Source organism: Marinobacterium stanieri, from assembly GCF_900155945.1.
In the GTDB taxonomy this organism is placed as follows: domain Bacteria; phylum Pseudomonadota; class Gammaproteobacteria; order Pseudomonadales; family Balneatricaceae; genus Marinobacterium; species Marinobacterium stanieri.
Genome location: NZ_FTMN01000006.1, coordinates 51,397 through 63,605 on the forward strand (window position 1 = coordinate 51,397; position 12,209 = coordinate 63,605).

Annotated in this window: 13 protein-coding genes; 7 read left to right on the forward strand and 6 right to left on the reverse strand. The window is 60.0% G+C overall.

Annotated features, from left to right (window positions below; genetic code table 11):
• Window positions 1-90: 90 nt before the first annotated feature.
• Entirely contained in the window at window positions 91-612 is a 522-nt protein-coding gene (locus tag BW956_RS13725; protein ID WP_076463239.1) for an RDD family protein, read from the forward strand.
• Between the two features lie 18 nt (window positions 613-630).
• Here BW956_RS13725 and lptG read toward each other — a convergent pair whose 3' ends face one another.
• Both lptG and lptF read right to left on the reverse strand, forming a co-directional pair.
• Window positions 631-1,695: an LPS export ABC transporter permease LptG gene (lptG, locus tag BW956_RS13730; protein WP_139327191.1), complete on the reverse strand. Its 1,065-nt coding sequence runs from the start codon at window positions 1,693-1,695 to the stop codon at window positions 631-633.
• Window positions 1,695-2,807 carry an LPS export ABC transporter permease LptF gene (gene lptF, locus BW956_RS13735; RefSeq protein WP_076463240.1) on the reverse strand — a complete coding sequence of 371 codons (1,113 nt, stop codon included), beginning with the start codon at window positions 2,805-2,807 and terminating at the stop codon, window positions 1,695-1,697. Before lptF ends, lptG begins: the two co-directional genes overlap by 1 nt.
• Before the next feature lie 180 nt (window positions 2,808-2,987).
• Between lptF and BW956_RS13740 the strand changes: the two genes are divergently transcribed.
• The 6 genes from BW956_RS13740 to BW956_RS13765 all read left to right on the forward strand — a co-directional run bounded on the left by BW956_RS13740 (window position 2,988) and on the right by BW956_RS13765 (window position 9,218).
• A complete protein-coding gene (locus tag BW956_RS13740; RefSeq protein WP_076463241.1) occupies window positions 2,988-4,511 on the forward strand; it encodes a leucyl aminopeptidase in 1,524 nt (507 codons plus the stop codon).
• 5 nt (window positions 4,512-4,516) lie between these two features.
• Entirely contained in the window at window positions 4,517-4,948 is a 432-nt protein-coding gene (locus tag BW956_RS13745) for a DNA polymerase III subunit chi (protein WP_076463242.1), read from the forward strand.
• Between the two features lie 66 nt (window positions 4,949-5,014).
• Window positions 5,015-6,148, forward strand: a complete 1,134-nt coding sequence (locus BW956_RS13750; RefSeq protein ID WP_076463243.1) for an efflux RND transporter periplasmic adaptor subunit — start codon at window positions 5,015-5,017, stop codon at window positions 6,146-6,148.
• Window positions 6,145-6,828 (forward strand): ABC transporter ATP-binding protein, encoded by a 684-nt coding sequence (locus tag BW956_RS13755; RefSeq protein WP_010322551.1) that lies wholly within the window; start codon window positions 6,145-6,147, stop codon window positions 6,826-6,828. Before BW956_RS13750 ends, BW956_RS13755 begins: the two co-directional genes overlap by 4 nt.
• Window positions 6,815-8,035 (forward strand): ABC transporter permease, encoded by a 1,221-nt coding sequence (locus BW956_RS13760; protein ID WP_076463245.1) that lies wholly within the window; start codon window positions 6,815-6,817, stop codon window positions 8,033-8,035. Before BW956_RS13755 ends, BW956_RS13760 begins: the two co-directional genes overlap by 14 nt.
• Window positions 8,022-9,218 carry an ABC transporter permease gene (locus tag BW956_RS13765; protein WP_076463246.1) on the forward strand — a complete coding sequence of 399 codons (1,197 nt, stop codon included), beginning with the start codon at window positions 8,022-8,024 and terminating at the stop codon, window positions 9,216-9,218. The genes BW956_RS13760 and BW956_RS13765 overlap by 14 nt, the downstream gene beginning before the upstream one ends.
• Here BW956_RS13765 and BW956_RS13770 read toward each other — a convergent pair.
• The 4 genes from BW956_RS13770 to BW956_RS13785 all read right to left on the reverse strand — a co-directional run bounded on the left by BW956_RS13770 (window position 9,187) and on the right by BW956_RS13785 (window position 12,209).
• Entirely contained in the window at window positions 9,187-9,651 is a 465-nt protein-coding gene (locus tag BW956_RS13770; protein ID WP_076463250.1) for a YkvA family protein, read from the reverse strand. The genes BW956_RS13765 and BW956_RS13770 overlap by 32 nt on opposite strands.
• Before the next feature lie 76 nt (window positions 9,652-9,727).
• Window positions 9,728-10,594 (reverse strand): bifunctional methionine sulfoxide reductase B/A protein, encoded by an 867-nt coding sequence (locus BW956_RS13775; protein WP_076463252.1) that lies wholly within the window; start codon window positions 10,592-10,594, stop codon window positions 9,728-9,730.
• A gap of 47 nt (window positions 10,595-10,641) precedes the next feature.
• Window positions 10,642-11,259, reverse strand: a complete 618-nt coding sequence (locus BW956_RS13780) for an ABC-type transport auxiliary lipoprotein family protein (protein ID WP_076463254.1) — start codon at window positions 11,257-11,259, stop codon at window positions 10,642-10,644.
• Window positions 11,260-11,270: 11 nt separating this feature from the next.
• On the reverse strand, window positions 11,271-12,209 hold the full coding sequence (locus BW956_RS13785; protein WP_010322557.1) for an MlaD family protein: 939 nt from the start codon (window positions 12,207-12,209) through the stop codon (window positions 11,271-11,273).

A 12,209-nucleotide genomic window follows, 5' to 3' on the forward strand; every position in this document is an offset into this window, starting at 1 on the left:
ATCCCTGCTGTCCGGGCCTTAGCCCGGCCAGCGCAAGGTGCTACAATCCGGCTCCAACATCTATCCCTACCGGATCGAGGAATCGACAGCATGCAGCGCCCGTTCAAACAGGAATTCACCAACACCACGCCCGCGTCTTTTATCAAGCGCTTGATGGCCATGGTCTACGACGGCCTGTTAATTGTTGCACTGTTGATGGTTATCGCCGCTATCAGCGTTGCACTGAACGATGGTGAGGCACTCAATCGAGAGACAAGTCCTGCACTAGCTGTTGCTTTATTCAGAACCGCTCTGTTCTGCGCCACCTTCCTCTTCTTCGGCTTTTTCTGGACCCGTAACGGTCAGACCCTGGGCATGCTGGCCTGGCGCCTGCGCGTACAAAGCCTCACGGGTGATCGCATCACCTGGACCCAGGCCTTGCTCCGCTTCATGCTGGCCATCCCTTCGGTGGGGTTCTTCGGAATCGGCTTTTTGTGGATGCTGTTGACGGACGAACGCCTGAGCCTGCACGACCGCTGGTCCGGCAGCTGCATGGTGCAACTGCCGAAACCGGAGAAGGCAAAGAAAGAGCAGAAAGAGAAGCCAGCCAAAGGCAAGACAGCCGGCAAATAAGGGCTCTGATGTAGCGGGTCAGCCGGCCCGCCGCAACAACCAGACACCAGCCAGACCGCAAATCAGAATTGGCACCGATGCCGCTATAAACGGTGGGAAGCCGAATACGGTACTGGCTGGCCCCAGCAGGTCCTGGGCAAACTTGAAGATCAGGCCAAATATCACCCCGGCGATAATACGCTGACCCACGGTGACACTGCGCAAGGGCCCGAAAATGAAGGACACCCCGATCAGCACCAGCGCCAGAATGGCGAAGGGTTGCAGTACCTTGCCCCAGAACGCCAGCAGATAGCTGTCCGCCTTTACGCCCTGCTCCTGCAGATACTGCGAGTAGGACCAGAGTCCGCTGATCGACAGATCCACCGGATCGACCACAATCACCGACAACAGCTCCGGCGTCAGGCCACTTTCCCAGCTTTCGATGGGCAGCGTTTCAGCCTGCGTACCGGCATCGGTAAAACGGGTCAGCCGCACATCCTGCAACTGCCACTGTTCGTTTTCAAACCAGCCCATGCGGGCAAAACTGGATGACTCCAGCTGGTTATCCTCACTGAAGCGATAGCGCGTTACGCCGTGGACGACGCCACCCGGCTCCACCGCGTTGATATGAATAAACAGCGGGCCTTCCCGATGCCAGATACCGTACTTTGAGCTGAGAGCCCCGCCACCGGACTGTGCCAGGGCACGGAAGCTTTGGGCCTTCTGCTCGGCATAAGGGGCCACATACTGCCCCAGCACCAGTGCCAGCACTGCCAGCAGCATCACGGGCTTGAACACCGCCAGCAGAATACGTGCGGTTGAAAAGCCTGCCGCACGCATAACGGTCAATTCGCTGTGACTGGCCAGCACACCCAAACCGATCAGGCAGCCCACCAGGCTGCTCAGGGGAATGTATTCATAGAGTCGGCGCGGGACCGTCAGCCCCAGAAATTGCAGCACGTCGGTAAAGCTATAATAGTCATCCACATCTTCGAGCTGATCCAGCAGGGCCGAAACCAGGTCCAGACCGACCACGATCAGCAGCACAGCGAGAATGGCGCCGAGAATGTGGCGGCCGATATACATATCCAGTCGCAACATCATCACGCCTCCTTCCTGCGCAGTCGTGGCAGTGACGGCAGGCGGTTACGCACCCGCATCCAGAAATGCTCTGCCAGAATCAGGTTGGCGGCAAACAGCAGGAAGCCACCATGAATCACCCACAGCAGCCAGACCGACTGCTCGCCCTCTTCCACTGCCGAACGGGTACTGGTCAGCAGCGACAGATACAGCAGGTACACCACAATCGACGGGATCAACTTGGCGAAACGGCCCTGGCGCGGGTTGGTCTTGCTCATGGGCACCGCAATCAGGGTCACAATGAACGCCAACACGGGCAGGGACAGGCGCCAGTGCAGACGGGCCTGATGGGAGGGGTCTTCTGCCTGCATCAGAGTCGGGGTGGAGAGTGCATCCAGCTCCGTAATCTCGGTTACCAGCTCCGCTTCCGGCAAACGAATACCGTAGCGGTCATAGCCGGTGCGGCTGTAATCCGACAATCCGGGTTCACCGTCATAACGGTAACCGTCTTCCAGTACCAGAAAACGGCCGTCGTAGTTGGCAATATCCTGGCGCTGGGCACGGCTGGCCATGAGTACAACCGGCTGACCGTTCTCATCACGCTGGGCAATAAATACGTCGCGCAGCTCGTCGGCTTCGGCATCATAGGATTCGGCATAGGTCACCTGACGCCCGCGGGTCTGCGACAGGAAACGGCCCGGCGTGAGCATTTCCAGCTCACTGCGGGACTCCTGCACCTGCAGAATGGCTTCTGTTTTGGCTGCGCCCATGGGTGCTATCCAGAGCGACAACAGGGCCACCAGCCCCGCCACCAGCGATGCAGGCCCCAGGGTATACAACACCAAGCGCCGCTGGCTAATGCCGCAGGCTCTTAATACAACCATCTCGCTGTCGAGATACAGGCGCCCCAGTGCCAGCAGGATGCCAAGAAACAGGCCCAGCGGCAGCAGCAACTCCAGAAAGCCCGGTATACGCCAGAACATGACCAGAAATACAAAGCTGGCGTCCAGTTTGCCCGTCGCCGCCTCCGCCAGATACTTGATCAGGCGAGCACTGCTGATAATCAGCAGCAGAACCGCAGTCACCGCGGTAGTTGAGACCAGCACCTCACGGGCCAGATATCGGAAGATGATCAAAACAGATTCCCTTTCGCCGCCATGGTTTCCAATCGGAGAAATGGTTTATAGTGCGCGGTACAAATCGTGATAGGACGCGCCCGGCCGTCACCCCACCACTCCCTCAGTGGCGGGTCGACCTCGAGTCGGCGCATTATCGCGCAATCAGTTTGCAATGTCTTGGTCTTGTACGGAGTCGTCATGGATTTTGAGATTATTAACGGCAGTGTTACCGCACTGGAAACCGAATGCCTCGTAGTAGCTCTGGAAGCCGAGGGTGTGCTTTGCCCCTCTGCCGCTGCCGTCGACCAGGCTGCCAACGGCTATCTGACCGAACTGGTCAATAGCGGCGATATCTCCGGCAAGGCCGGTGAGCAGCTGATGCTGTTCAAGGTACCGGGTGTCCAGGCACGCCGTGTACTGCTGGTTGGTCTGGGTACCGCCAAGGAGCGCAAGGACCGTCACTACCGCAAAATGCTCAAGGGCATCACCGCCAGCCTGAAAAAATCCGGCATCAGTTCAGTGGCTTTCGCCTTCGATGGTTGCGCCAGCTACCGTGACGATGTGTACCGCGCTACCCGCCAGCTGGTGGAATGGGTCTCTGCCGAGTTTTACCAGTACGACGAAACCAAGAGCAAAAAATCTGACCCGATCAAGCTGGAAAATGTCCAGATCCTGCTCAGCGAAGATGACACCGAGCTGGGTGAAGGCGCCTTGCTGGATGGTGTTGCCATTGCCAACGGGGTCAGCACCGCCCGTGAACTGGGTAACCTGCCGGGCAATATCTGCACCCCGACCTACCTGGCCGAGCGCGCAGAAGCACTGGCAGAAGAGTTTGACGACATTCACACCAAGATTCTCGACGAAGACGAAATGGCCGAGCTGGGCATGAACAGCCTGCTGGCCGTGGGCCGTGGCAGTGCTCAGCCCTCACGCCTGATCGTGATGGAATACAACGGTGGTGAAACCGGCGAAAAACCGCATGTACTGGTTGGCAAGGGCATCACCTTCGACACCGGCGGTATCAGCCTCAAGCCGGGCGCTGGCATGGACGAAATGAAATTCGACATGTGCGGTGCTGCCAGCGTCTTTGGTGCCATGGAAGCCGTGGCTGAAATGCAGCTGCCGCTGAACGTGGTCGGTGTCGTTGCCGCCGCCGAGAACATGCCGGGCAGCCAGGCCACCAAGCCGGGTGACGTGGTCACCACCATGTCCGGCAAGACCGTGGAAATCCTCAACACCGACGCCGAAGGCCGTCTAGTGCTGTGCGATGCGCTGACCTATGCCGGCCGCAACTACGAGCCGGAAACCATGGTTGATATCGCCACCCTGACCGGTGCCTGCATCATCGCACTGGGTCACCATGCCACCGGCATCCTGTCCAACGACAAGGAACTGGCCGGCGCGCTGATGGATTCCGGTGACTATGCATCTGACCGTGGCTGGCCGCTGCCGCTGTGGGACGAGTTCCAGGAACAGCTGGATTCCAACTTCGCCGATATCGCCAACATTGGGGGTCGTCCGGCCGGTACCATTACCGCTGCCTGCTTCCTGTCCCGCTTTACCGAAGAGTACCGTTGGGCACATCTGGACATTGCCGGCGTTGCCTGGAACAGCGGTGGCAAGGAAAAAGGCGCAACCGGTCGCTGCGTACCTCTGCTGAGCCAGTACCTGCTGGACCTGGCCGAGCAGGTCGAAGTGGACGAACACGATCACGAGCACTGATCCAAGTGTCCCGCGCCGACTACTACATCCTGCCAGACAGCGACCCGGACAGCCGGGCCGCTTTTCTGTGCCGGCTGTGTGACAAGATCCTGGGGCTTGGCCTCAGGGTCTTTATCAGTACCGAGCATGAAACTGATGCCCGCCGCCTCGACCAGCAACTCTGGAGCGCACGACCCGAGAGCTTTGTGCCCCATGTCCTGCTGGGCAATACTCCTGAATCCCCCATCGAAATCGGCTGGGGCGAGCAACTGCCCGATCACCGCCAGGTGTTCGTGAATCTGTCGGCCAAGCTGCCGGACGCCGCCTTCGATTTCGAGCGTATCGTGGAAATTGTGGTCCAGACCCCCGAGGTACTGGCCGCCACCCGCGACAACTATGCCCGCTGCCGTGATCGCGGCATTGAGCTGCATCGCACGGATATGCGCCAGCGCGGTTGAGCCTTATCAACTCAGCGGCCAGCACACTCTCCTATACTGCACCGGTAGAGCAAGGAGCGAAGCCGCATGAAGACGCTGTTCACAAGCCTGCTGATACTGGCCCTCGTGGCCGCAGCCCTCTTTTTCCTCAACCGCCCCGACCCTGTCAGCGTCCGACTGACCGAACTGTCTCCCGGCCCCGTTGAGCAGATCGCTGCCAATAGCCGCGCCGGCACCATCAAGGCCTGCCGTCGCTCACGCCTGTCAATGCCGCAGGGCGGACGGGTCGATGAGCTGTTGGTACAGGAAGGCGACCGGGTAAAAGCCGGTGAGCCCCTGCTTAAACTCTGGAGCGATGATCTTGAAGCACGTGTGGAGGAAGTGACCGCCACCCTCAAGGCGCGGGAGATCCAGGCCAGAGGTGCCTGCAACACCGCAGCACTGGCGCAGCGTGAAGCCCAAAGGGCCGAACGCCTGGCCCGGGACAGTCTGGCCTCGGAAGAGATGCTGGACCAGCGCCAGACCGAAGCGCGTCGCACCGCACTGGCCTGCGATGAAACCCGCGCGCTCAGCGACCAGGCACGCGCAACCCTGAAGCTTCATCAAGTGCTGCTGGAAGACCGTGTGCTCAAGGCTCCTTTTGCCGGCGTAGCAGCCGAGATCAACGGCGAAGTGGGTGAATATGTCACCCCCTCCCCTCCCGGCGTACCAACCCCACCCGCGGTAGACCTGATTGATGACAGCTGCCTCTATGTGCGCGCTCCCATTGATGAGGTGGAAGCGGCCCGTCTGCAGGTAGGGCAACCTGTCCGCATCACCCTGGATGCTTTCCGTGGCCGCAGCTTCGAGGGCGAACTGCAACGTATCGCCCCCTTTGTCTCCGAACTGGAAAAGCAGGCCCGCACCGTAGACGTGGATGTTCGTTTTACCCCGCCGCCTGAAGATGCGCACTTGCTGGTCGGTTACAGTGCCGATATCGAAGTCATTATCGAGCGCCGCGAAAGTGTCCTGCGTGCGCCCACCGAAACCCTGCTGCAGGGCAATCGGGTGCTGAAATATAACGAAGCAGATGGCACGCTGGAGTCCATCGAAGTCGACACCGGACTGGGCAACTGGACCTGGACCGAGATTACATCCGGCCTTGAGGCCGGAGATCGTATCCTGCAGTCGCTGGATACCGAAGGGGCCGAAGCCGGTGCTTCTGTGGTACCGGCGTCATGATCCGCCTGCAGCAACTGTGCAAGCGCTACCAGCTGGGCGATGAGCCGGTGCAGGCACTGGATCACGTGGACCTGCGTATCAACGCCGGTGAATATCTCTCCGTCATGGGACCATCCGGCTCCGGCAAGTCCACCCTGCTCAATATGCTGGGGCTGCTGGATCAGCCCGACAGCGGCGAGTACTGGCTCGATGAGCTGGAAATGACCGCACTGTCGGAAGAAGGCCGGGCTGCGGAACGTAACCGCCGTATCGGTTTCGTGTTTCAGGCCTATCATCTGATCGACCGCCTTAGCGCACGGGAAAATATCGAACTGCCACTGGTACTCAACGGTACGACCCCTTCAGAGCGCCGCCCCCGAGTAAATGAACTGCTGCAACGACTGGGGCTGGAGCGCCATGCCGAGCACCTGCCGCACCAGCTATCCGGGGGACAGCGCCAGCGCGTTGCAATCGCCCGCGCGGTGATTCGCAAACCCCAGCTCCTGCTTGCCGACGAGCCCACCGGTAATCTGGACAGCCATTCCGGTAATGATGTTATCGAGCTGCTGGAGGAGCTCAATGCGGAGGGCATTACACTGGTGATGGTAACCCACGATGCCGCCATGGGGCGGCGCGCCCGTCGTCGCCTGTGGATGCAGGACGGCCAACTGCTTAAGGACGAGCAGGATGCGCACGCTTGACCTGCTTCACTTCAACGGCCGCCTGCTGACCGGGCAGTGGTTCCGTACCCTGATGACCCTGCTGGCCACCGCAGTGGGCGTGGCCGCCGTGCTCTTACTCACCGGCATGGGCGAGGGTGCCCGCCGTTTTGTCCTGAATGAATTCAACCTGCTTGGCAACGACGTGCTAATCATCCTGCCCGGTCGCAAGGAAACCAGCGGCGGCCTGCCCCCGCTGACCGGAGAAGGCACTCGCGACCTGACGTTGGGCGACGCCGAAGCCTTGCTGAAACTGCCGGGTGTACAGGCGGTCGCGCCGCTGATTGTGGGGCTGACTGAAGTGGAGGCACAGGGCCGCAACCGGGAGCTGATGGTGGTTGGTACCAGTGCCGAGCTGTTCCGCATGCGCCAGCTCAGCACTGAGCAGGGCCGCGTGCTGCCTGACATACCCTTGGATCGAGCCGAATCGATCTGTGTTATTGGCCCCGAAGTCCGTACCAGCCTGTTTGACCAGCAGCAGGTGCTGGGACGCTGGCTCAGAACCGGCGACCGGCGCTGCCGTGTTATCGGTGTGCTGGAATCCCGCGGCGTATCACTGGGCACCGACCTGAGCGATAGCGTCCTGATTCCCGTGGCCAGCGCCCAGCAACTGTTCAATACCCAGGGCCTGTTTCGCCTCTTTGTGCAGGTACAGCATCTGGACTTGATCGACAGCATCAAGCCCTCGATTCTGGATCTGATTCAGGCCCGGCACCAGGGTGAACGCGACATCACCCTGATCACTCAAGACAGTCTGCTGGGCGTGTTTGACGAAGTACTGCAATTGCTCACTCTGGCCGTGGGTGCCATCGCCGCCATCAGCCTGGTCGTAGCCGGCATTCTGATCATGAACATCACCCTGATCAGCGTCAGCCAGCGGACGGCGGAAATTGGCCTGCTAAAAGCGCTGGGCGCCAGTGAGCGTCAGGTCCACCGCCTGTTTCTCAGTGAAGCCCTGATGATGACCCTGCTCGGAGCCGCCATCGGTATGGCGATCGGTTATGGGCTGCTCTGGACCGGCCATTGGTTATGGCCGCAATTTCCAGTATCGGTGCCTGTTTGGGCACTGGCCGGTGCCCTGTTGCTGGCCATTGGTGTCGCCTTGATCTTCGCCTGGCTGCCGGCACGCAAGGCCGCACGGCTGCCACCGGTTCTGGCGTTGAAAGGACTCACCCATGCGCAGCGCTGACTACCTGCGCCTTACGCTGCGCACACTCAAGGCCAGCCGCATGCGCTCCGGCCTCACCGTATTGGGCATCGCCATCGGCATCTGTGCGGTGGTGCTGCTCACCACCCTGGGCGAAGGACTGCGCCTCTACGTGCTGGAAAATTTCTCCCAGTTCGGCAGCCGCATCATCGCCATCAACCCCGGCAAGTCCCAGACCGGTGGGACCGGTGGCCTGCTGGCCAGCACCCGCCCCCTGTTGGTAGCGGATGCGGACAGCCTGCGCAGCCTGCCCTATGTGGAATATGTCGTCCCCGTGGTACAGGGTAGTGGCGCCATCGAGTTCGGCCGTCGCGTGCGCTATACCGACATTATCGGCACCGGCAGCGAGATGGCCGACGCCTGGCGCTTTGAGGTGGCACGTGGCCGCTTTCTGCCTGATAGCCGTGGCGGTTATCCACAGCCCTGGGCTGTCTTGGGGCACAAGGTCAAACAGGAACTCTTCGGCGAACAGACAGCACTGGGGCAGTTCATCCGTGTCGGTGGCGAGCGCTACCGTGTGGTCGGCATCATGGCCGCCAAGGGGCAGATGTTGGGCTTTGATCTAGACGACATTGTCTATATCCCGGTGGAGCGTGCGCTGAGCCTGTTCAACCGCACCGGCCTGATGGAAATCGATGTCACCTATCGCCCGGGTATCAGTGCCGATGCCATGGCACAGCAGGTCAGCCAACGCCTGATCGCTCGCCACGGGGGGGAAGACTTTTCCCTGATCACTCAGGATGAAATGCTCAAAAGTCTGGACCGCATTCTTGCCGTGCTGACCCTGGCCATTGGCGGGTTGGGCGGGATCTCGCTGGTTGTGGGGGCCATCGGCATCATCACCATCATGGTTACCAGCGTGCAGGAAAGACGTGCAGAGATCGGCCTGATGCGTGCACTGGGCGCCACTCAACGCCAGGTGATGTGGCTGTTTCTGGGAGAAGCGACTCTGCTGGCACTGGTGGGGGGCGTGGTTGGCATACTGGTCAGTGGGCTTGCCCTGGGCGGGCTGGCATTGGCGCTGCCCACATTGCCGATCCAGCTGGATCCGTTTTACCTGCTGCTGGCACTGCTGCTGTCGGCACTGGTTGGTCTGATATCAGGCGTGTTGCCAGCGCGGCGTGCCGCGAGGCTTAATCCGGTGTTGGCGTTGCAGAGTGAGTAGGTGTGTCTTCCCGGGCAGGCTGCTCCGCCTCCCAGAGCAGAAAGGCATCAATATCCCTGGCTATAGACTGAAACGTCCAGGCAAGCAGGGCCGCATCATCCAGATAGCCCGCCAAAGGCAGCCAGTCCAGCACCAGGTCGACCGGCATGACAAAATAGGCCACCGAGGCAATCAGCAGCCCCATGGATGACCAGGGAATTTCCCGGTACTCACCCTTGGCGTAGGCCTTGATCAGTCGAAAACCCGCCTGAAGCTGGTCCCAAACCTCTTTCAGCTTACCGCGTTTTCCCTGCGCCTTTTTCTGCGCATTCTGCAGCAGCGAACTGAGTTTTTCGGGGTCGGTTTTATATTCATCCGCTTTGCGTCGGGATTGCCTGTACGCATCGCTTCGTTTTACATCCTCGGGATCATCCGGATGCGGGATCTTGCCCATTCCTCCCCCCCCTCTTTCGGCTGCCCTCTGTATTGCCAGAGCAGCAGCCATCGCAATCTCAGCGTTTATCAGCGGGTTAAAACCGCTTCTGATACCGGTGACAGTAAGGCACTTTGCCTGTACGCACGTAATAGTCCTGGTGGAATTCTTCCGCACGCCAGAACTGCGCCATCGGCAGTACACGGGTCACCACATCCAGGCCCTGATTTTCCAGCAGCGCAATCAGCTTCTCACTGACACCGCGCTCCTCATCATTATGGACAAAGATGGCTGAGCCGTATTGTGGGCCCAGGTCCGGGCCCTGGCCGTCTTCCTGGGTCGGATCGTGAATCTCGAAGAAAAGCTTGGCCAGTGTTTCAAAATCCACCTGGGACGGATCGTAAAGTACTTCTACTGCTTCCAGATGGCCGGTCTGTTTACTGCACACCTGTTCGTAGCTCGGGTTATCCACATGACCACCCATATAGCCGGAGACCACGGAAACCACACCCGGCTGTTGCTGCATCAGGTGCTCGACACCCCAGAAACAGCCGCCGGCAAAATAGGCGGTTTGCAGGCTGCCGCCCTGCTGCTGGGCCAATTCTTCAGCACTGATAAAATCCATGGAGATGGAGTTGACGCAGTGACGCACATTTTTGCGGGTCAGCATTTCACCTTCAAACACATGGCCCAAGTGGCCATCGCAGTTGGCGCAGAGGATTTCGATACGGCGGCCATCGGCATCAACCTCACGGCGAACGGCGCCTTCGATCTCATCATCAAAGCTGGGCCAGCCACAATGGGAGGGAAACTTGTCTTCCGAGCGGTACAGGTGAGCCCCACACTGCTTGCAGGCATAGACACCAGTCTCGAAGTGTTCATTGTACTTGCCGGTAAAAGGCCGTTCGGTGCCTTTCTGCAGAATGACGTACTGCTCTTCCGGGGTCAGTGTCTTGTTACTCATCGGGTACCTCTACATCATTGTTCGGTGCGCAGGCGTTACGCCGGGGTTCAGGGCTGGGAAACAGAAGCCCTGGTTGTGGCTTCCAGCAGCCAGCGGCGGATTTCATCGCTCTGTCGGGCCATCAGGCCGGAATAGGTTGCCACTACCTCAGACAACGCCTCCCCCGGTACAGGTTCCCTGAAATCCATTCGGCGTTCAGCCAGCACTTCGCGGTTATCCATTTGTACCAGCTGGAGGTAACCGCGGATCACCACTTCCGCTTGCCCCGCACGATATTCGGTCTGGAATGCATCCAGCCGGCTCACCAGCTCGTAGCGGGCCTGAACGCGCACATCTTCACTGCTGACACGGGCAAAGCGGCTATCCCGCTGCAGTGCATCCAGCAAATAATCGCGCCAAAGGTTTGGAATCATGGCGCTCCAGCGGGCATCAGCATAGACGCTCACTGGCTCGCCTTCCGGCACCACCAGGATATGGCGGCCATTGAGCAGGTCCTGCGACTGGGGGCGCAGAACACGTAGTCCGGTCAGTGATGGCTCCTGCTTTTCAACGGTTGGAGCCGGGGTCAGCTGCCAGATTTGCACCGGTTCGGACTCGGGCAGCAGGCTGCAACCTGAAGACAATGCCAATACAGACAACAGAGCGGCTGATATCAGGGCTTTCATCGACAGAATCCTCAAGGGGTAAATTCACGGGTGGGGGGCTGTCCGGTCAGGTAACCGGCCGGGTCATCTTCCAGACGCGAGAGTATGCGGTTCAGGGTACTCAGGCTGCGCTGCATCTCCTGCACCATCGGCCCGATTTCACTGACACCCTGCAGGCCCTTATCCAAAGCACCACCATTGCGGCTCAACAGCTGATCCAACTGCTCACCGGTACTGGCCAGCGCCTGCATGGCGCGCTGCCCTTCTGCCAGCATGGGGCCGCCCTGGCGTGTCAGCATTTCATCCGCATGGCTCAAGAGGGTCTGGGCACCGCGCATGACCGCCTGGGCCTCGCGCGCCGCCTGGGTCAATTCATCCAGCGTTTCACCCACACCGGTACGAGACTCGGCCAGTTCGCCCGTTACTTGTTCCAGGTTATGGATGATGCGGCCGATGCGGTCGATGTTTTCCTTCGACATCAGCTCCGCACCCCGTTCAACCAGCGCATTGACGTTACTGAACAGCGTTTCACTATTTCCCAGCAACGTACCGATTGCCGAGGGCTCGGCCAGAATGACCGGCATGCCATCGGCCATCTGGTCGATGGGAGGAGCTTGGGAATTATCCGTGGTCAACAGGATATTGGCGGCGCCGGTGATGTTGGCGATGGCCAGACGGGCCTGAGTCGCCTGGTTAATCGGCGTGGCGGCACTGACTTCCACATCGGCCAACACGCGGCGCGGGTTCTTGGGATCCAGCTGCAGCTGGCGGACTTCGCCCACACGTAGACCGTTGTACTGCACCAGGCTGCCAACCACCAAACCGGTGACGGCTTCCTCAAATACCACCCGATAGGCATGCGTTTCCTGCTGCTTGCCCGACTTCACCAGCCAGACACCGAAAGCCAGTGCCGCCAGCAACCCGAAAAGGGTAAACAGACCGATTATCACGTGATGTGCGCGTGTTTCCAT